The organism is Calditrichota bacterium (assembly GCA_013152715.1).
Classification (GTDB): Bacteria; Zhuqueibacterota; Zhuqueibacteria; order Thermofontimicrobiales; family Thermofontimicrobiaceae; genus 4484-87.
Genome location: JAADFU010000042.1, coordinates 1 through 19,764, shown reverse-complemented (window position 1 = coordinate 19,764; position 19,764 = coordinate 1). Strand labels below are relative to the sequence as shown.

General features: G+C 42.9%; 17 protein-coding genes. 9 read left to right on the top strand and 8 right to left on the bottom strand.

Features of this window, described 5'->3' with window-relative positions; genetic code table 11:
- The first annotated feature begins 49 nt into the window (after positions 1-49).
- From GXO74_03595 to GXO74_03560, 8 genes are all read left to right on the top strand, one after another.
- Positions 50-1,246: an NADH-quinone oxidoreductase subunit H gene (locus GXO74_03595; GenBank protein NOZ60743.1), complete on the top strand. Its 1,197-nt coding sequence runs from the start codon at positions 50-52 to the stop codon at positions 1,244-1,246.
- Positions 1,247-1,277: 31 nt separating this feature from the next.
- Entirely contained in the window at positions 1,278-1,811 is a 534-nt protein-coding gene (locus GXO74_03590; GenBank protein ID NOZ60742.1) for an NADH-quinone oxidoreductase subunit I, read from the top strand.
- Positions 1,812-1,852: 41 nt separating this feature from the next.
- Positions 1,853-2,404: a hypothetical protein gene (locus GXO74_03585; protein NOZ60741.1), complete on the top strand. Its 552-nt coding sequence runs from the start codon at positions 1,853-1,855 to the stop codon at positions 2,402-2,404.
- Complete coding sequence (nuoK, locus tag GXO74_03580; GenBank protein NOZ60740.1) at positions 2,397-2,729, top strand: NADH-quinone oxidoreductase subunit NuoK; 333 nt, start codon at positions 2,397-2,399, stop codon at positions 2,727-2,729. Before GXO74_03585 ends, nuoK begins: the two co-directional genes overlap by 8 nt.
- 6 nt (positions 2,730-2,735) lie before the next feature.
- Entirely contained in the window at positions 2,736-4,685 is a 1,950-nt protein-coding gene (nuoL, locus tag GXO74_03575) for an NADH-quinone oxidoreductase subunit L (protein ID NOZ60739.1), read from the top strand.
- 25 nt (positions 4,686-4,710) lie between these two features.
- Positions 4,711-6,339 (top strand): NADH-quinone oxidoreductase subunit M, encoded by a 1,629-nt coding sequence (locus GXO74_03570; GenBank protein ID NOZ60738.1) that lies wholly within the window; start codon positions 4,711-4,713, stop codon positions 6,337-6,339.
- 132 nt (positions 6,340-6,471) lie between these two features.
- Positions 6,472-7,998, top strand: a complete 1,527-nt coding sequence (locus GXO74_03565; protein NOZ60737.1) for an NADH-quinone oxidoreductase subunit N — start codon at positions 6,472-6,474, stop codon at positions 7,996-7,998.
- Between the two features lie 574 nt (positions 7,999-8,572).
- On the top strand, positions 8,573-9,370 hold the full coding sequence (locus GXO74_03560; GenBank protein NOZ60736.1) for an HD domain-containing protein: 798 nt from the start codon (positions 8,573-8,575) through the stop codon (positions 9,368-9,370).
- Between the two features lie 126 nt (positions 9,371-9,496).
- On the opposite strand, the gene GXO74_03555 is transcribed toward GXO74_03560, so the two are convergent.
- The 4 genes from GXO74_03555 to GXO74_03540 all read right to left on the bottom strand — a co-directional run bounded on the left by GXO74_03555 (position 9,497) and on the right by GXO74_03540 (position 13,946).
- Entirely contained in the window at positions 9,497-10,312 is an 816-nt protein-coding gene (locus GXO74_03555; GenBank protein ID NOZ60735.1) for a hypothetical protein, read from the bottom strand.
- Positions 10,313-10,718: 406 nt separating this feature from the next.
- Positions 10,719-11,222, bottom strand: a complete 504-nt coding sequence (locus tag GXO74_03550) for a YHS domain-containing protein (protein NOZ60734.1) — start codon at positions 11,220-11,222, stop codon at positions 10,719-10,721.
- Between the two features lie 447 nt (positions 11,223-11,669).
- Positions 11,670-13,562, bottom strand: coding sequence for a cation-translocating P-type ATPase (locus GXO74_03545; protein ID NOZ60733.1), 1,893 nt, complete (start codon positions 13,560-13,562; stop codon positions 11,670-11,672).
- A gap of 27 nt (positions 13,563-13,589) precedes the next feature.
- Positions 13,590-13,946, bottom strand: coding sequence for a winged helix-turn-helix transcriptional regulator (locus tag GXO74_03540; protein NOZ60732.1), 357 nt, complete (start codon positions 13,944-13,946; stop codon positions 13,590-13,592).
- A gap of 272 nt (positions 13,947-14,218) precedes the next feature.
- Between GXO74_03540 and GXO74_03535 the strand changes: the two genes are divergently transcribed.
- Positions 14,219-14,962, top strand: coding sequence for a hypothetical protein (locus GXO74_03535; protein NOZ60731.1), 744 nt, complete (start codon positions 14,219-14,221; stop codon positions 14,960-14,962).
- A 239-nt stretch (positions 14,963-15,201) separates the two neighbouring features.
- On the opposite strand, the gene GXO74_03530 is transcribed toward GXO74_03535, so the two are convergent.
- The 4 genes from GXO74_03530 to ptsP all read right to left on the bottom strand — a co-directional run bounded on the left by GXO74_03530 (position 15,202) and on the right by ptsP (position 19,396).
- The gene (locus GXO74_03530; protein ID NOZ60730.1) at positions 15,202-16,608 is read right to left on the bottom strand and encodes a hypothetical protein; all 1,407 of its coding nucleotides are present in this window, start codon (positions 16,606-16,608) and stop codon (positions 15,202-15,204) included.
- Between the two features lie 417 nt (positions 16,609-17,025).
- Positions 17,026-17,436, bottom strand: coding sequence for a SoxR reducing system RseC family protein (locus GXO74_03525; protein NOZ60729.1), 411 nt, complete (start codon positions 17,434-17,436; stop codon positions 17,026-17,028).
- Positions 17,437-17,461: 25 nt separating this feature from the next.
- A complete protein-coding gene (locus tag GXO74_03520; protein NOZ60728.1) occupies positions 17,462-17,623 on the bottom strand; it encodes a YHS domain-containing protein in 162 nt (53 codons plus the stop codon).
- Between the two features lie 69 nt (positions 17,624-17,692).
- On the bottom strand, positions 17,693-19,396 hold the full coding sequence (gene ptsP / locus GXO74_03515) for a phosphoenolpyruvate--protein phosphotransferase (GenBank protein ID NOZ60727.1): 1,704 nt from the start codon (positions 19,394-19,396) through the stop codon (positions 17,693-17,695).
- Between the last annotated feature and the right edge of the window lie 368 nt (positions 19,397-19,764).

The window sequence follows — 19,764 nt, the reverse complement described above, 5'->3', positions numbered from 1 at the left end:
AATTTAAAAAAAGTAATTTGGATGAGACATATTTCACGAGGCAAACCGCATGGAAGCGAATTTTCTGGGAATTAATGTGGTCAAATTTTGGACGTACTTCATTCTGGCAGGCGGAATATTTGCGTTTATGTTTTTGATGGGCGCTGTGATGAGTTGGTCGGAGCGAAAACAGTCCGCTGTACTCCAGGATCGGATTGGCGCCAATCGTGCTTCTATTCCGTTGCCGTTTGGGAAAAAATTGGCGATGTGGGGCTTTATCAACAACCTGGCGGATGCGATTAAATGTCTGATCAAAGAAGATTTTAAGCCCGGAGTTTACGATAAATTGATGTACAATTTGGCTATCTTCTTTGCTTTTGTGCCGGCAGTTTTGGCAGTGGCGGTTGTGCCGTTCGCCGGCGTCCTCAAACCGGCGGAATTTTTTAATGTTTCGTATCTGAAATGGATTCCGTATCTTCCCGAATATTTTGCCAAAAATTTACCTAATTTTTCCTTTCGCTTGCAGGTAGCAGATTTGAACGTTGGCTTGTTGTTCATTTTTGCTGTGGGCGGTGTGAGCGTATTCGGCGCGATTTTGGCTGGTTGGTCTTCCAACAACAAATTTTCCATGATGGGCGCGCTTCGTTCCGCTTCACAAATGATCTCCTACGAAGTGAGCATGGGGCTATCTCTGGTGGGAATTATTTTCATCTTTCAAACCGTCAATATCTGGGATCTTGTTCAGGCGCAGAGTGAATTGGCTTGGGGCTGGCTGCCAAAGTGGGGAATCTTCGTCCAGCCGCTGGCATTTTTCATCTTTTTAGCGGCAGCGGTAGCAGAAAATAAAAGAGTCCCGTTTGATTTACCGGAAGCAGAATCGGAAATTATCTCCGGCTATTTTACCGAATATTCGGCGTTCAAAATGCTACTGTTCATGTTTGCGGAATTTATTGAAATCGTGTTTGTCGCCATCATGATCGCGACATTTTTCTTTGGCGGTTACACTGTTCCTTACCTGCTCGCTGACGGTTTCTATTTTCCAGGGGGCTCCTATGTCCATCTGTCGCACGCGACGGTGGTGATTTTGCAAGTGCTCTCTTTCCAAGTGAAAGTATTTTTCTTTGCTTGGTTTTTGCAACAGATGCGCTGGAGTCTGCCGAGATTTCGCTACGATCAATTGATGCAATTGGGATGGCGAATATTGCTTCCGTTGGCGATTGTTAATTTGATTATTACTATTATCATTGTGGCACTGGGAGGTTTATAGTATGGCATATCAGATTCCGAATTTTCCGGATATGGAATATGTGGATCGCAAGAAGCGCGGCTTGACCATACAGGTTTATTATCGGGAAATTTTCCGCGGCGTCTGGATTACAACGAAGCATTTTTTTCGCAATTTGTGGAAATGGCTCACTTTTCGCAAGGGCGGCGTGGTTATCCTTTATCCTGAGGAAACCCGGCCCGATATGTCGCCCAATAATCGCGGCAGGCATGTTTTAGTGCAGCGTTCAAACGGACAACCACGGTGTGTGGCTTGCAAAATGTGCGCCACTATTTGTCCGGCGCTATGCATCACCATCGAAGCCGAAGAAAGCGAAGACCCGAACATTCAGAGACGGCCGCGTGTTTTCGAAATTGATGTGAGTCATTGTATTTTTTGCGGATTTTGCGTTGAAGCTTGTCCGGTAGATGCTATCCGAATGCTGCCGCAGACGAATGAGTTGGTTGGTTACAATCGTTTTCGCATGATTTATGACAAAGAAAAATTACTCACCTGGCATCCGACGGTGAGCGATGATGTGGTTTATGGTTATAATCCAAAAGCGTAGCAAAAACAGAAAGTTGAAAAATTTAGCACAGGAAGTAATCCATGGATTTTAATGTGTTGATGTACATACTGTCCGGGGTGGTTGCCATTGCCGGAGGCTTGATCCTGATTTTTGCCAAACACCCGATTCGCGGCGCGATGGGCTTATTGGTGAGTATGCTGTCGCTGGCGGCGATGTACGCGATTTTGCAAGCGCACAGCATTGCTGCATTCCAGGTGATTATCTACGCTGGCGCAATCATGGTATTGATTATCTATTTTATCATGTTGCTGGACATTCAAAGTGAAGATTATTCGCGCCCGTTTTCGAAATTTTTCTGGATCGGCGGTTTCTTTATCCTGTTGCTGGCCGTCTTCTTCGTACTCAAACTTTATTTGGCGATCCAGGGCCAACCGGAGGTGTTCAAAACAATCAGCTTGTCAACGGATCCTGCCAGTTCGCCGGAAACATTCGGCGGGATCGAGCTTTTTTCCAAGGGATTGATGTCGCGCTATTTATTTGCTTTTGAATTTGTCTCCACTTTGCTGTTCGCTGCTATTGTGGCGGTGATTTCCATTGTACAATTGGATTGGAAGGGTCGAAAGAATGAGTAGTCCACTAGGTGAATTTATCACTGGTTCCGGCGGATTTTTTACACTCGCCGTGGTTTTTATTTTATTCCTTATGGGAGCAGCCACGTTCATTTTGCGGCGCACTTTATTGCACATGCTCATGGGTGTAGAACTGATGCTGAATGCCGTGAATTTGAACCTGATCTATTTTGCCCGTTTGCACTTGAACATTGACGGACAAATCCTGTCATTGATGGTTTTTGTCGTTGCGGCGTGCGAGGTTGCCGTGGGCATTGCCATTATTGTCAGACTTTTTAAACGCACTGGAACTATCGGAGTTGAAACATACAGTGAAGAAAGGGGCTAATTTTTTATGGAAAACAGCCTGATTTTTGTGATTGTTATTTTGCCGTTAATTGGCGCCGCTCTGAACGGAATTGTCGCCGTGACCAATGGCTATCGCAAGAAAGAAATTTGGGGTGAAAAATTTGCCGGGGCGCTCGCATTTTCCACCGTCGCGGCGTCTTTTCTCCTGTCCCTGTACGTCGTTTTCGTAAAAATGTCCGGAGTAGAGTCCCTCTCTTGCACGTCTTACGCCTGGCTGTTGGTAGATAAGCTGAATATCAATGTCACTTTTCTCGTTGACCATCTTTCGGCGGTGATGCTGTTAGTGATTACCGGCGTCAGCGCAGTGATTCACTTTTATTCCATCGGTTACATTCATGGCGACGAGTCAAGCGTTCGTTATTTTTCATATTTAAATTTATTCGTTTTCGCCATGTTGCTGCTCATCCTCGGCGATTCCCTGCCGCTGATGTTTGTCGGTTGGGAAGGCGTTGGTTTGTGCAGTTATTTATTAATCGGATTTTGGTACAAAGATGACGAAAAAGCCGCTGCCGGCAAAAAGGCATTCATTGTCAATCGCATCGGCGATTTCGGATTTTTGCTGGGGATGTTTTTGATTTTTGCCAATGTCGGTTCTCTCAATATTGCTGCAGTGAATCAGTTTTTTCATCAGGGCAACTCAATGACATTTTTCTGGACGAACGCTGCGGCGATTTTGTTGTTCATTGGCGCCATCGGAAAATCTGCGCAAATTCCGCTTTACGTGTGGCTTCCTGACGCTATGGCAGGCCCGACGCCAGTGTCCGCTTTGATTCACGCCGCGACGATGGTGACCGCTGGCGTGTACATGGTCGTTCGTTTTCACGGATTGTACCTTGCAGCTCCCGTGGCGATGCAGGTCGTCTTGTGGATCGGCGGTTTGACAGCGATTTTTTCCGCTTCCATTGCCATTTACCAGAATGATATTAAAAAAGTTCTCGCCTATTCCACGGTCAGCCAGTTGGGATTTATGTTTATGGCTGCCGGCGCCGGAGCGTTTGTTATTGCTATTTTTCATCTGATGACGCACGCATTTTTCAAAGCCTGCCTATTTTTGGGTTCGGGCAGCGTGATTCACGCCATGGGCGGCGAGCAGGATATTCGCTACATGGGCGGTTTGAAAAAATACATGCCAGCGACGTATATCACGTTTCTGTTCGCGACGTTAGCCATCTCCGGTATTCCGCCATTTGCCGGATTTTTCTCTAAAGATGAAATCTTATGGAATGTCTTTGCGACGGATCACGGTAACAAAATTGTCTGGCTCATCGGCGCGATTGCCGCGCTGTTTACGGCATTTTACATGTTCCGGTTGGTTTATTTAACGTTTTTTGGCAAATTCCGCGGTTCGCGGGAGCAGGAACATCATTTGCACGAATCTCCGAAAACCATGACTGTCCCGTTGATGATTTTGGGTGGCTTATCGCTAATCGGAGGCTGGATCGGAATTTCGAAATTGTTGTCGGCTGGCGCTTTTCCCAATTATCTTCACGAATATCTTGAACCGGCTGTCACGAAATACGGGGAGGTGCAAGTGGGCCATTACAGTCATGCGACAGAATACGGGCTCATGCTTTTGTCCGTGGTCATTGCCGTCGCCGGTTGGTATTTTGCCAAAGCTAAATTTCACGAGATCAAACGTCGTCTGCCGGATCCGGAAACTTACACCGGCTTTACGAGGCTGCTGTGGAATAAATATTTTGTCGATGAGATTTACATGAAATTGATCGTCAATCCGCTGAAATCATTATCGACTAATTTCTTTTTGAATATTTCAGATAAAAAGATCATTGACGGCGCTGCAAATAGTTCGGCTTCAGGCTGGCGCTGGGTATCGACGTTGTTGTCCTATTTTCAAACCGGTGATACGCAGGCGTATGGTTTTTACATGTTGTTCGGCGCTGCACTGGCGTATATTTTGGTGATGTTTGTTTTCTGATAACGTTAACTTTGTGGAGTGATTAATGGGTATTTTGTCCTGGACATTGCTCATCCCTATTCTTGGCGCGGCGCTCATGATGTTTGTCCCGAATAGGGAACCGAGTGAAGAAAAGAGTTCCGCTTCAATATTCGGATGGATTGCTTTTGTGGCGACTCTCATTGCGATGTTTGTTTCCATTTACATGCTAGCGGGCTTTGACAGCGCTATTGCGGCATATCAATTTGAAGAAAATGTCCCCTGGATTTCTCAATTCGGGTTGAACTATCACGTGGGGATCGACGGCATTTCTGTTTTGCTGTTCATGTTGACAACCATCATCATGCCGTTCACGGTGCTGAGTTCTTTTCGATATATTCAAAAGAGAAAGAAAGAATATTATTTCTGGCTCCTTTTTCTGGAATTTTCCATGTTAGGCGCCTTTATCGCGCTCAATCTGTTCATTTTTTACATTTTCTGGGAGATAATGCTGATTCCGATGTTTTTCCTCATCGGAATTTGGGGAGGCCCGAGGCGAATTTACGCAACCGTAAAATTTGTTTTATTTACTGTCGTCGGCTCGCTCATGATGTTGGCAGGGATTATTTATCTGGCAATTCTCGCGAAGAATGCCTTTGGCCAGTTGACGTTTGAATTCAGCGATTTGTTGCGGTTGGAAATCCCCGTGCATACGCAACTGTGGTTGTTCGCGGCTTTTGCGCTGGCTTTCGCCATCAAAGTGCCGATGTTTCCTTTTCACACCTGGTTGCCGGATGCGCACGTGGAAGCTCCGACTGCCGGATCCGTCATTCTTGCCGGTGTTTTGCTGAAAATGGGCGCTTACGGTTTTGTGAGATTGGGGATTCCACTTTTCGGCGAAGCGGCACACATCGCCGCGCCGCTGATGCAACTCCTGGCTGTTATCGGCATTGTTTACGGCGCGTTATTGGCTCTGGCGCAGACCGATTTGAAAAAACTGGTCGCCTACTCTTCCATCAGCCATTTGGGTTACGTAATGCTTGGCTTGTTTGCTCTCACGCCGGAAGCGGTGCAGGGTGCAATATTGCAAATGGTGAACCATGGCGTTTCTACAGGCGCCCTATTCGTTTTGGTGGGTATTATTTACGAACGACGTCACACGAGAGAAATTTCCGAATATGGCGGCTTGGCCCATCAGCTTCCTTTGTTCGCCACGGTTTTCATGATTATTACACTTTCTTCAGTTGCGCTTCCGGGAACCAATGGATTCATCGGTGAATTTTTGATTTTACTGGGAAGCTTCAAAGCAGCTTGGGCGCATTTTGTGATGACTCAGGGGATATTTCAACTCATCCTCGTGGTTTTCGCGACATCGGGCGTCATTTTGGGAGCTTTTTACATGCTGTGGATGGTACAGCGTGTATTCTTTGGCCCTTTGAAAAATGAAAAAAACAAAAACTTGAAAGATCTCAGTTTCCGCGAGATGGTGGTGTTGTTGCCGTTCGTCATTTTCGTGTTCTGGATCGGTTTGTACCCCAAGGCTTTTTTGAGCAAAATGGATAAATCGGTAGCGACTTATATCGAACAATATCAACCTGAAGAAATGAAGAGCTATTTAGTTCAAAAAAACAGCGCTGAAACAGCAGTGGAACACGAAACAGAGACGCCGGCTACCGAGGCTGAAACGGTTCACTGATTTTGATATTGGGCTCAGCGCAGCAAACGGAATAATTCCACTGCAAAGTTTGCAAAAAAACGAGATAAAGTCGGAAAATCATTAACGAAGCAGGAAACGAAATCAAACACTTAACAATCTCTGGACTCGAATATGAATGAAATATTTTTTGATCCGAAATTTTACATGGGTGAACTCAGTCTGCTCGCACTAATCGTTATTTTGGCGCTTGTCGATGCGTTTCAAAGGCCTATTTTTGCATTTTTTGGCATGGAAAAAGACTATCCCGGGCTGGAATATCGAAACAAACAGGCGAGTTGGATTGCAGGATTGGGCCTGCTTGCAGTAGCGGCTGTGTTTGCCATTTACGGACAAAAAACTGCAGGAGAAGAAGCGATCCTGTTTAATCACGCGCTAAAAGCTGGCGGCGGCGCTTTCATCGGAAAAATTGCACTTGTGGGCGCTGCAATTTTAACGGTTTTGTTTTCCGCCAGATACACTCAATACCAATCAATACCTGCAATGGATTATTATCTGCTGCTTTGTTTTTCTCTGTTTGGCGCGATAACGCTGATAGCGGCTGAAAATTTCTTAATGATTTTTATTTCTCTGGAAATGATGTCCATTCCGATTTATGCTTTAGTCGGACTGAAGCGTTTCAGTCCCAGAGCCGGCGAAAGCGCGATCAAGTACTTGCTTCTGGGCGGTTTTTCGTCAGGGTTTTTGCTCATGGGAATTTCCCTGCTTTACGGTACAACTGGGATGCTGGGCGTAACCGATGTGCTTGCTCGACTTTCCGGCGCGACCGGTTCCGCTTCGACTTTTTTGACTGGGATGGGTTTGGTTTTCGTGTTTATCGGATTGGCTTTCAAAGTCTCAATGGTTCCGTTTCACGCCTGGACTCCGGACGTTTACGAGGGCGCCGCGACGCCAGTGACTGCGTATATGAGCGTCGCTGTGAAGCTGGCTGCTTTTGCCGTGATTTTGAAGATTTTTGCCGGACTGGAAAATCTGGGAAAATTTGATCATGTTTTTGGCAATATTTTTATGTTTTTCTCTCTGCTTACGGTGATTTACGGAAATTCAGTAGCATTGGTGCAGAAAAATGTAAAACGCATGTTAGCTTATTCTTCGATTGCACACGCCGGATACATGGGACTGGCAATTGCGCCGATGCTGCATAAAATTCAAAGCGTAGCAGCGGTGCTGTTTTACGGTATCGGTTACATCGCCATGAATATGTTGGCGTTTGGCGTGTTGATCTATTTAACGCACAAAGATCACTATTGTGAGACGTTGGACGATTTGCGCGGCGTCGCGCGGAAATATCCCGGAGCGGCGGCGATGATGACTATTGCCATGTTCTCACTCGCCGGTATCCCGCCGGCGGTCGGTTTCGTGGGAAAAGTGCAAATTTTTATGCAGCTATTGGAAGGAAAAATGTTTGTCACCGCAGTGATCGCATTAATTTTTAGCCTTGTCGCGCTGTATTACTACATTAATGTGATTGTCGTTATGTACATGCGTGAGCCGGAGAAAGAGATCGAAGATATTGGCAAAAAGGGAATTATCCCTGTCTGGCTATCGTTGGGATTTGCCGCTCTGTTTACTCTGGCTTTGGGGATTCTCCCTTCAGCATTATTCGCCTGGTCGCTGAAATGGGCGGAGATGTTATTTTAGCGTACGATTTTTGCGCCTGTCAGAGTTGCAGGTGTGGCAGCCAACGGAAGTTTTGGAAATAAATCGTATGTTAGTTTAAAAATCTTTTAGGAGTGCAAACGCGGAAACTATTTAGCGTCTGGCTTCCGTTTAGCATTGAAAATAGAGATTAAAAAATCCCGCTCTAAACGGCGGGATTTTTTTTGCCGAAACAATTTCTCCAAATAGCAAATTTGTGTTGATTGTTTGCATCTTTTTTGCTATAATATAACATCCGGAAGTAATAATTAGAACTATGGGCGAAATACCAAACCTAATGTGAGAGGAGGTGAGACTCATGAAACGTTTTCAGGTGCCACGTATCGCACATTGTGATGATGGATGCTGTATTTCGTCCTGAGCAAGACGCTAAACTGCTCTTTTTTTTATGGGGAGATGTTGTTCATGACTTTTGACAGTGAAAGTTTGGATTGGTGAGAAGTGATCAAAATTGATTTCTTAAATTGTGCATTAATTTCACGAATATTTTCCCCGGTTTGAAAAATATCGTATTTTTCGCGCAACTAAATTTTTGGCAATGGATTAGGGAAACAGAATGGATCAAAATCAATACGCGCAACTGGAACAATGGTACAATAATTATTTTCGAGAATTTGAGTCACATGACGCGGACGTCGCTGAAAATATTAAATTGAAGCGAGATCACACTTTTCGCGTGTGTGAAGAAACCGTGCGGATTGGCGAGAGTTTGCGACTACATGAAAGCGATCTTCTCGTTGCAAAGACGGCGGCGCTTTTTCATGATGTGGGGCGTTTTGAGCAGTACAAAATATACCGAACATTTTTGGATATGAAATCTGTGAATCACGCGGAGCTGGCGGTGGAAATTTTGCAGCGCTATAACGTTTTGATTTCTCTGCACAGTGAAGAAAAAATTTTGGTCGAGAAAGCAATTTTATTTCACAACAAAAAGGATTTACCCGCGGACGAATCGGAACGGATGCTCATGTTTGCGCGCATTTTACGGGACGCGGATAAGTTGGATATCTGGCGCATTGTGCTCGACCATTATCATAATTCAAACGGCGAGGGAAACGGCGCCATTGAATTCGGCCTGCCGGATACTCCGAGCATCTCGGACGGCGCCTGCCGTAGTCTGCTGCGCGAACGGTTGGTTGATGTGAAAGATATCAGGAATGTTAATGATTTCAAGTTACTTTTGTTGGGCTGGATTTACGATTTAAATTTTTCAGCATCGCTGCAAGCTGCGCACGAACGCGGTTATGTCGAGCAGTTGGAACAATTGTTGCCAGATTCAAAAGAATTGGGAAAGTGCATGGCAGTTGTGAAGGGCTACCTGGCAAGAAAAATTACCAACGAGAAAATAGCTTGAACTGCTGGAATTCATAAATTTTTGTGATATATTTAAAAAACTTTGAGTCTTCGAGGTTGAGTTGCAACAAAAAAAGCTGCCAGCGATGAACACGGGCAGCTTTTTTGCTAACTATTTTGCAAAAAATTAGAAAGTCAGTCCGTAGCTCGCCATGATCTGAAAATCCGGGGCTGCATCGTCCAGGCCTAAACCCAGTGCGCCGCGGACTCTGCCGCTGCCCAACAGATAATCTGCGCCAGCAGAAAGCATTGTGTAATTCATGCCGGATTTCAAAACCAATTCGCCCACAGCGTTCAGTTGCTCATTAATCGGATAAATTCCGCCGATACCAAGGTTTAGATAATTGTCTCGATCGGAACCTTTAACCAATTCGACGTCCCAAGGGTTGGGGCCTGTTTGTTTGGTTTCCATTGTCTGGTATTCATAAAAAATGATGCCCAAATTACCTGCTAATACTAATCCATTTTCTAACTGGTATCTTACAGCGCCGTAAAATCCGAAATCAAGATTGCCTTCGCCAATTTTGTCAGAGCCAATTGGCAGAGTAATCATGCCGCCGGCAGAAAAATTCAGTTGTTTGTTTTGCGTGATATTGTAACGACCGTAAATGCCCAGGTCGTTTAACCCGGATTCGCTGCTGCTGCTACTTCCCACTTTAACAGAATAATTTGTAAAACCAATCTGAGCGCCGGCTTCGATTTTTTCATTGACCGGGTAGCCTGCTTTGGCATTCAGAAAAAGCGTATTGGAACTCACACTACTTTGGCTGGATGTCGCGTACTCTAGTCCACCTTCACCGTACACGGTCGTTGCAATCGGCGCGTCGAAAAAGTAGGACTGAAACAAATGTACGTTATTCAAACCATTCTGTGCGGTTGCTGGCATGCTGAATAAAAATAGAATGAATAACAACATTAGGGTGCTTCTCAAAACTGCTTTCATAGTAATCCTCCTGAATTAGTTAGTATAATTGATTAAATTTACAAAAAAATATCTTTGATGTCAAGCATTAAATATAATAATAAAATAATTTTTGACAGCTATGTAGTTTCCAAAATCATGAAAAATAATGCATTGACTACTTTTTAATTCGCCCAATTTCAAAAAACCATCCACTGAGTCAGGTTCAGTGTAAAACTTTGCCCAAAATTGTTTGCTAACCGATGAAACTAAAAAATTGGTACACTTGAAAAAAGAAACGTGGAAATTTATCAATTAGATTAATCACAAATGAAAAGGTTTCAAATAATTTAAATCAGGTCGTACTATTTTCCAAAATAATAGCCAGATACAATGAATAGCGTGCATCTGGCTATTTTCACGGAAAAAACAAATGTAGATGAAGAGATTATTTAGAGCTTTTGACCTCTTTCTTTTTCAAATATGTTTCGGGATTTTCATCGAATTTTGGCTTGCAACCAGCGCAGCAAAAATAATATCTCTTACCGTTGATGTCAGAGAAGAGTGTTTTTTCATTGACTGTGCTTTCTTCACCAGTCACCGGACACTGGAAAATTTTGTTACCTTTTTCGTCAACTTTGATTACATTGCCGGGAACGACAAAATCTTTGAGGTATTTCTGAGGATCAGCTTGAAATTTAGGTGCGCATCCGCCGCAACAGTGGTAGTATTTTTTCCCGTCAACAATTGAAAAACTGGTATTCGCTTTTACAACACCTTCGTTTTTCATCACCGGGCAGAGGAAATGTTTCACGCCATTGTCAGTTGTCCAGACATTTGCTTCAACGGGTTCGGCTTTCTTTTTGTTCTGATCGTTTGTAGCAGCGAAAATGAGCGTTGCTGCCGTCAAAACCATGATAAGGGAAATAATAAAAATGATTTGTTTTTTCATGCTTTTGCTCCTTGTGTTTTTACCTTTTACTGTAGTTTTCTTAACAAAAATTTAATGAAAAAAAGCGGAAATTTCTGTTAACTGTTTCACACTTTCGTTGGAAAATTCTGTCAATTTAAAAGTTACAATTTACAAAGTTCGTGCCCTGTGCTCGATTTATGGTTAACCTATTTGAAAAATAAGAGGTTAAATAAAAAAGCTGATGCGTAAAAATGTTGAAAAATAGAGAAGGTTTGTAGAAAATTCAACATGTTGTAGAATATTCTACTAAAAAATCAGTGTCTGAAAATGAAATAAATATTTAGGCGAATTGTAAAATCACTCATAAATAACTTTGTAATTCTTTTGAATAAAATTGAAATAAGAAAAAAAGTGTCTTTAAAATGGGATATTTTTTACTCCAAGCCTGAGTCAATGCTGTTGAATAGTTTAAAATATTACTTCTGGTCATTTTGCTAATCGCAGTCCATTTGCAACTGCCAGCAACTCTGACACTTCATGAAAAAATACAGCCATGGCGACGCTCAAAAATCCGAGCAGCGCAGAGGGGATCATGGTTATCAGAATCAACAATGAGAAAATGATGTTTTGCACACTGACTTTCCGTGTTTTCTTTCCCAATTTTAATGCGTAGGTTACTTTATTCAAATCATCTGCCATGAGCGCAATGTCCGCCGCCTCAATGGCTGCGTCTGTGCCGGCCGCGCCCATAGCAATTCCTACTGACGCTTGAGCTAACGCCGGCGCATCGTTTATCCCGTCGCCGACCATGGCAACGGGTCCGAAATCTTTCTGCAATTCTTTTATGGCATTTATTTTTTCTTCGGGTTTCAAATCTGCGCGTACATCGTCAATCTCTAATATTTGTGCAAATGCTTTCGCGGTTGCTTTGTTATCGCCGGTGAGCATCACTACTTTTACACCTAATTTGTGCAGATTTTGAATCATCTCTTTTGCTGACGGGCGGATTTCATCGCGGATGGCGATAATACCCATAATTTGCTCCGGCGTGCCGACCATGATCACTGTTTTGCCTTCGCTGCGAAGTTTTTCAATTGTTTCCTTAATTTTTTCTGGTTGTTCGGCATGAGAGAACAGACTTTGTTTGCCAACGATGAAGGGTTTTCCTTTAATGTGTGCCTGTGCGCCGTAACCAGCGATAGATCGAAAATCGACAATCTCGAGCAATTTCATTTTTTCCTCTCTGGCGCGTGTTACAATTGCTTTGGCAAGAGGATGTTCAGACATATTTTCTACGCTTGCCGAGAACTGCAAGATTTCTTTTTCGTTATTATCAAAAGCAATAATATCTGTTACAATGGGCTCTCCCTTTGTGAGCGTTCCGGTTTTGTCAAAGGCGACGGCTTTGATTTTGCCTAAATTTTCCAGCGCCACGCCTCCTTTGATGAGTACACCGTTTTTTCCGCCCTTGCCAATCGCAGCGGCAACGGCAACCGGAGTTGACATGATCAGTGCGCAGGGCGCTGCGGCCACAAGCAACACAACGGCCTTGTTTGCCCAGACAGTTACTGGTATACCGAGTAAAAGCGGCACAACAATTAATGCCAAAGCGCTCAAAAGCACCAACGGGGAGTACCGTCTGCCAAATCGCTCAATAAAAGTCTGAGCTTTGCTTTTTTGTTCCTGAGCTTCTTCAACGAGATGGATCATTTTTGACAATGTGTTGTCTTGAAAAGTTGCCGTTGTTTTTACTTCCAGCGCACCTTCGTGATTGAGCGTGGCGGCGAAAACAGTCATCCCCTCTTTTTTCACTACGGGAATTGACTCTCCTGTGACGGCGGACTCGTTCACGCTGGTTTTTCCTTTTAAAATAATGCCATCTGTGGGAATCGATTCTCCCGGGCGAACGATAAAAATATCGCCAGCCGCTAATTCTTCCGCCGGGATGGTCACTTCCGTTCCATTACGGATAATGCGCGCAGTTTTCGGCGCCAGATCCAACAGTTTTCTGATCGAAGACCTGGTGCGTGCGTAAGTGTATTCTTCCAGCCCTTCTGCGGCTCCGTACAAAAATACCAAAAAAGCAGCCTCATCCCACATGCCCAGTATCGCTGATCCTGTGGTCGCGGCAATCATCAACATCTCGATGCTGATTTCTTTTTCTTCAATGAACTTCTCGATTCCTTCTTTTGTCCAGTGATATCCACCGATGATGATCGCGATAACGAAAATGGCTATTTCAGCAGTTGAAGGAATCACGCCGGTGTGGGAAAGCGCAAATGCAATTCCGGTAATCAAACCTGAAATCAACGCGTTTCTCATTGGCGGATGCTGAAACCATTTTCCGTCAAATCCATTTTCATTTTCTTCTTTTCTCATATATGCTCTCCTAATTTTTTAAAAATTTTATTCTCTGACATGTTCTGTCGCTTGCGTGATCAGATTAACGACATGATCATCGTCAAGTTTGTAATAAACCATTTTCCCTTCTTTGCGATAAGTCACCAGTTTTCGGCTTTTCAACAAACGAAGTTGATGAGAAATCGCTGAAACGGAAATGTTCACAATCGTCGCCAGATCGCAGACGCAAAGTTCTTCCATGGAAAGCGCCAGAACAATTCGCAGCCTCGTGGGATCACTGAGTACTTTGAAAGTCTCTGACAGTTCAACAATCTCCCTGTTGTCCGGCAGGGCCTGAGTGACGTTGTTTACTTTTTCATGGTTAATAATATTCGTTTTGCAAATTTCGATTTTTGTGTTCATTTTTAACCTCTTTACATTTGAACAATTGTTCAAATGTAATATACAAAACTAATTGTTTAATGTCAAGCTTTTTTTCCCACAATTTATTAGAACAACCAATCTCTGTAATTTTTATGAAACCTGCAAATCAATTTCTCGTAACTTGGTTAAGTTTAATGAAAATTAAGAAAGAGTGATCAACTGATAAATTTCAAACGGAGGAATTGGTGAAATTGCAAAAGACGAAAATATTTGTTCTTATTTTATTGCCATTAATCTGCGGATGCGCAACCATGAAAGGAACGGTGAATAAGATGTATGAAAATGTTGACCTAACACATGTGGAAAAAGTCACTGAAGCTGACCTGCAAAAACTCCCCGAACCAGTGCAAAAATATTTGCGGGTTACCAACAGCGTTGGTAAAGAGAAAATCAAAACGGTTCGCCTGAAGCAGCAAGGATTTTTTCGCGCCAAAAAGAATCAGAAGTGGAAAACGCTCAAAGCGGAGCAGTATTTCAATGTGGATTCCGTGGAATTTTACTGGAAAGGAAAAGTCAGCATTGTCACAGCAACGGATAAGTTTATCGACGGTAAAGGTAACATGACTGTGAAATTGCTGGGATTCATCAAACTGGCTGATGCCAGCGGGCCGGAGATCGACCAGGGCGAAATTTTGAGGTTTCTGGCGGAACATGTCTGGTTTCCTGCGGCATTTTTGAATGATTATATCTGCTGGGAAGCGATCGATGCCAACACTGCCAGGGCGACCATTACGGATCGGGGACTTTCGGCGTCCGCCGTTTTTCACTTCAACGAAAAAGGTGAAATAATCAAAGTGACTGCGAAACGCTACATGGAATCAGATGGTAAATATTCGCTCGAAGATTGGGAGATTCCTATTCTGGAATATAAAAAATTCCACGATGTCACAGTGCCGAGCAAATGTCATGTCATCTGGAAATTAAAAGATGGCGATTTTTGCTGGTATAAATTTGAGGTTACTGATATTGAATATAATAATCCGAAATTATATTGAGGAAAAGGGAAGCGATGAAAACGTTATCAGAATTATTGTGGGGAGACATCTTCTTTCATTGGAATTTTAATTCCAGCTTCTATTAAAATCTTTTTTTTGTGGTGAATCACCTCTGAAGGTTTTGGCAATTTTATTACGCTGAAAAACTAAATATTTGATAAACACCACGGCAATTCAAATTTCTCGATCGGTCCTAAAATTTTAAGACCGATCGAGAAACGAATTCAATTTTGCTAATTTTATTGCTCTAACGTCACTTCTTCAAACATCAGATGCAAGAAACCATGTCCGGTGCCAGCGACCGGATCCATGTTTCCTGCCATGTCCTGCGGCGGAAAAATGACATGCGTCTCAACTTTATCGAGGCTGTGGTTTGTTTGATCTGTATTCATCGATGTGATTAATTTCAAATCATCGGTTCGCGTACGTGAAGATACCATCACGTGAATGAGGCGGTCTTTGGCAACAACATTTCCGTCCCCATCTTTCAGATCGGTAATTCCCCAAACGGTGATGTAAGACAGCAATTTCGGCATCATGTTTACGCCGATGCCGGTGTCGCCGTGCATCTCTTTGTCAAATCCTACGCCGCCGTAAAAAGTGTGGTCGCCGCTGCCGCTTTCTTTGTGAATCACCTGGATTCCATCCGCGGTAAAAGTTGTACCATCCAGACGGGTGAAAGATAATTTAAAATCTTCCACGGCATCCTGTGAATTCTGAGAATCTTCCGCAGATAAATCTTTGACTTTCAGAGAAAAAGAGCCAGAAGCAAGGGCTATTCTGTCCGAAAAGGGCGTGGGATTCATCATCGGATTCATCGCAGCAGGGCCAGGCAAAATTTCGTAAGAGAGCGTCCAGTCACGGTTTGGTTGATCCAGCGTAGCTTCTTCAAACATCATGTGCAAAAAACCATGGTCTGTCCCCGGAACGGGGCTCATATTGCCCGCCATATCCAGAGGCGGAAGAATAATGTGAGTTTCAGCTTTTCTGATATTGTGATTTGATTGATCAACATCGCCAGAGGCGACCATTTTTAGATTTTCGTCGCGAACTCTGGTCGCTGTCATTAAATGAATGATGCGGTTGGCAGCGATTACACTATCCGTGTCAGCATCTTTCAAATCTACCAGACCCCACAGTGTGATATAAGAGAGCATTTTGGGCATCAAATTTGTGCCGATGCCAGTGTCGCCGTGCATCATCTTATTTCTTCCGACACCACCAAAAAAAGTGTGATCTCCGGCGCCAGCAGGTTTGTGAATGATATTAATCTTGTCGATTTTATACCTGGTGCCGTTGTTTCCGGTAAAAAGAATATTCACCGATGTCACTTGGTCCTGTGAATTTTCCGAGTCATCTAAATCAACATCTTTAACCGTGTAAGAATAGGAACCGGATGTGGTCATTAAATTATCCGAAAAAGGCGTGGGACTCATTGCCGGATTCATTACTGCGGGACCTGGCAAAATTTCATAGACCTGTTCGGTGTTAGAACTTTGGCTGCTGCTAAATACAGGTGCATCAAGATAAGAAGCAGAAGCAGTACGTGTGTCCGACTCAGATGGAGTAGTCGGATTATCTTTACTGCAACCGACCACGATGATCAGAAGTAGTAGAGATGCGATAATTAAATAAAGCTTTTTCATGGTTATTTCCTTTCAGTGAAATAATTATGATTTTTTATGTTGCTATTTTCAATATAATTTTTTTTGAGGAGAAAAACTGTAAAGCAGCTTACGTTTTTGGAAGTATTTCTTGCTATTTTGAATATTTGTGATTTTTTAAGGGGATTGTTCAAGAATAAGGTGGCAAATTTAAGTAGCGCAGGTAGCTATTTAAGTCTATAATTATCAATTAAATACATTGTCCACCAAGCCTCTTCAGCGGTCTGTGAAAGGGCATTGGTGGAAAATGAATATTTAAAAGCCGGTATTCACAAGGCACACAAGAGTTACACTTATTACTTGAACCCGTGGGCGGAGTTGTGAATGATATCGATTAAAGAACTTATTATTGTTTTCATTTTCTTGCTTGTCGGTTCAGTTTAATTTTGTGATCGAGAACTATTTGGCTTTTAATATTGTCGGCAAAAACAGTTGTCTTTTGGCTAAAATTTTATTCAACCCCCATAAGACAACAAAAGAAAAAATCAGAGCTGTTATTCCACTCAAAATCGCTTTTCCTTCGGAACTGAAAAGTTCAAATCCCATAAAATAGCCGGCCATGAGAAATATGATGGGTAAAATAAACACCAGGAAGGCTGAAATAATTCTTGATTTAGCCTGGTAACTCAATGTCACATTGTCGCCAACATGAATACCATTTTTCACTGGAATTTCAATCTGGCGCACAACTCCCCCCATTGCCGCGCAGGAATGCTTAGCGCTACAATGATTGCACTGGCTACCCGCTTCCATTTGAACGACTGCTTTTTCATTTTTGAGCTTTACTATTTTTCCGATTTCTATTTCCATTGTTTTTAGCCTTACTTTGAATGAATCATTTTTTCCTTGAATTTTGAATATGTTTTTCAGGGTCTTGCTCAAACTCCTTCTGGCATAAGGGGCAACAGAGTAAATATTCAATTCCCTTATATTCTTTTCTCGCATAAGCCTTATTGCGATTAACTCGAACGCCACAAACTGCACAATAACGAAACATGATAGACTCCCTTCAGAGTTCAGTAAAAGGATTATTTAAGATAGGATTTCAATATAGAGTAAAACAATATTAGTTAAAATTTTCCAATAATTGTCTGATATCTTTTTCATAGCTGGCAACTAAAACGGCATCTGCCAATTTTGTACATGCCTTCAGGTCAAGCGAAATAAGCCGTTTCTTGACAGGAAGTATCGCCGCAGGCGTCATACTCAGCGACCTGATTCCCATGCCAATTAGCAGCGGCGTCCAAATAGGATCTGCGGCAATTTCTCCGCAAAGTGTCACTGGTTTTCCGGATTCCGCTGCGGCTGACACAACTTCATGAATCATCCGAACAATCACAGGATTCATGGGTTGGTAATAATCCATGACGTCTTCGTTGTTGCGATCCACGGTTAGCGCATATTGCACCAAGTCGTTGGTGCCAATGCTGACAAAATCTACTTTCGGAAGTAACTCTCGAATCATGAAAACCGATGCGGGAGTCTCTACCATCATGCCGATTTCAAGAGGCCTGTCATTCTCCTTTTTTAGCTTCGATAATATGTTATTTAAAAAGTCCAGTTCCTCGAGCGTATTGATCATGGGATACAAAATCTTCACACGCCCAAATTCTGACGCCTGTAAAATTGCGCTTAATTGTGTTTCCAGAATTTCGGGATGGAATCGGAATACCCGGTGTGCTCGCAAGCCAAGATAGGGATTGCCCTGTCTCGCTATTGTCAGGTAAGGTAGAAATTTATCGCCGCCGATATCTAAAATGCGAATAACCACAGGCTTATCTTTCAAATACGATACGGCTTTTCGATACCATTGGACCTGCTTCCGGAACGCCGGGAAATCGTCCTGATCATACATAAATAAAAATTCACTTCGCAAAAGACCGATTTCGTCGATTTCCTTCGGGTGAATCAGCGGCAATTCGTCCAATCGTTCGATATTGGCACCTAAAACGATACGCGTGCCATCGGAGGTGATAGCTGGCACGTTTGTAATTTTTTTGATTTCTGCTTTATCGATCTGAATAGCATTAGATCGATTTTGATAAGAATCGATTGTTCGAGACGTTGGATTCACGACGATAGCGCCTTTTAAGCCATCAATTATGACCGGAGCACCTATATTGATTTTATTATTTGTATAACCGACCACTACAGGCAATCCGAAAGACCGTGCCAGAATTGCTGCATGAGAGATGGGCACGCCTTTTTCTGCCACGATGCCTTTGATTGAATCCCGCTTGTTACATGCTAAAATCATCGAAGGATAAAATTCCGAAACGATGAGTACGGTATCATTATTGATGTTGTTTAGCAGCGCTCCGTGCCATTCCCAGGATTGTCTTTTAAAATACCTCGATAGGTCGAGAAAATCGTCGGCTCTTGCCCGCATATAGTCATTTTGTGAAGCTGCCAGTTTCTCATAAGCGTGTTGCATGACTCGTTCAACCGCAGCATCTACCGAAAGAAATTCTTCGGCAATTAAATTCAAAACTTTTTTTCTGAATTCGACATCCGTCAAAATCATCACCTGTGTTTCTATGATGGCAGCATCTTTCGAGTCGATCTCGTTAGAAATTTTTTGGAACAATTCTGACAATTCTGCAGCAATATGATCGACCTGTCGCTGAAATCTTTTGATCTCAGCCGCTACATTAAGTTTCTGCGTCCTGTTGCTTTCCGGAAATGGTTCGATAACCAATAGTGCGTTTCCAATGGCAATGCCTGGTGAAATAATTCGAGCTGGGAAATTTGTTTCGTGATTTTCTTCCATCGATAGATAAACCTGATCAAGATTGAATTCTATTCTGCGAGGGAGTCATCCTTTCAAAGTCTTTAACCATTGAAAGGATGACATCGTTTTTCGTTATTTAGAATCAGATTTGCAGCAATTATTTTTTAGTGTTTTCATATTAAAACAGACAAACTCCATGCCAGCAAATTACAACGGAAGCTATCTCTTTAATTATCAATTAGTAATAAAGAAATGAGATATGGCAGGAAATGACAAAAAACTTGAATTGTAGATTATTCTCCAGTAAGTTGTTCAAAATTATGCAAAAATTTAAATTATCACCAGCGTTAAGTAGGATTACAGCGGCGCGTGACAAATGATCAAATCAGACGTTTATTTATTTTTTT

What these genes read in the sequence shown, in the direction of transcription:
- GXO74_03595 (NOZ60743.1), top strand. Translation starts at nt 50, where the DNA reads ATGGAAGCGAATTTTCTGGGAATTAATGTGGTCAAATTTTGGACGTAC.
- GXO74_03555 (NOZ60735.1), bottom strand. Translation starts at nt 10,312, where the DNA reads ATGAAAGCAGTTTTGAGAAGCACCCTAATGTTGTTATTCATTCTATTT.
- GXO74_03525 (NOZ60729.1), bottom strand. Translation starts at nt 17,436, where the DNA reads ATGGAAATAGAAATCGGAAAAATAGTAAAGCTCAAAAATGAAAAAGCA.
- nuoL (NOZ60739.1), top strand. Translation starts at nt 2,736, where the DNA reads ATGGAAAACAGCCTGATTTTTGTGATTGTTATTTTGCCGTTAATTGGC.
- GXO74_03550 (NOZ60734.1), bottom strand. Translation starts at nt 11,222, where the DNA reads ATGAAAAAACAAATCATTTTTATTATTTCCCTTATCATGGTTTTGACG.
- ptsP (NOZ60727.1), bottom strand. Translation starts at nt 19,396, where the DNA reads ATGGAAGAAAATCACGAAACAAATTTCCCAGCTCGAATTATTTCACCA.
- GXO74_03560 (NOZ60736.1), top strand. Translation starts at nt 8,573, where the DNA reads ATGGATCAAAATCAATACGCGCAACTGGAACAATGGTACAATAATTAT.
- GXO74_03540 (NOZ60732.1), bottom strand. Translation starts at nt 13,946, where the DNA reads ATGAACACAAAAATCGAAATTTGCAAAACGAATATTATTAACCATGAA.
- GXO74_03535 (NOZ60731.1), top strand. Translation starts at nt 14,219, where the DNA reads ATGAAAGGAACGGTGAATAAGATGTATGAAAATGTTGACCTAACACAT.
- GXO74_03570 (NOZ60738.1), top strand. Translation starts at nt 4,711, where the DNA reads ATGGGTATTTTGTCCTGGACATTGCTCATCCCTATTCTTGGCGCGGCG.
- GXO74_03545 (NOZ60733.1), bottom strand. Translation starts at nt 13,562, where the DNA reads ATGAGAAAAGAAGAAAATGAAAATGGATTTGACGGAAAATGGTTTCAG.
- GXO74_03530 (NOZ60730.1), bottom strand. Translation starts at nt 16,608, where the DNA reads ATGAAAAAGCTTTATTTAATTATCGCATCTCTACTACTTCTGATCATC.
- GXO74_03585 (NOZ60741.1), top strand. Translation starts at nt 1,853, where the DNA reads ATGGATTTTAATGTGTTGATGTACATACTGTCCGGGGTGGTTGCCATT.
- GXO74_03590 (NOZ60742.1), top strand. Translation starts at nt 1,278, where the DNA reads ATGGAATATGTGGATCGCAAGAAGCGCGGCTTGACCATACAGGTTTAT.
- GXO74_03565 (NOZ60737.1), top strand. Translation starts at nt 6,472, where the DNA reads ATGAATGAAATATTTTTTGATCCGAAATTTTACATGGGTGAACTCAGT.
- nuoK (NOZ60740.1), top strand. Translation starts at nt 2,397, where the DNA reads ATGAGTAGTCCACTAGGTGAATTTATCACTGGTTCCGGCGGATTTTTT.
- GXO74_03520 (NOZ60728.1), bottom strand. Translation starts at nt 17,623, where the DNA reads ATGTTTCGTTATTGTGCAGTTTGTGGCGTTCGAGTTAATCGCAATAAG.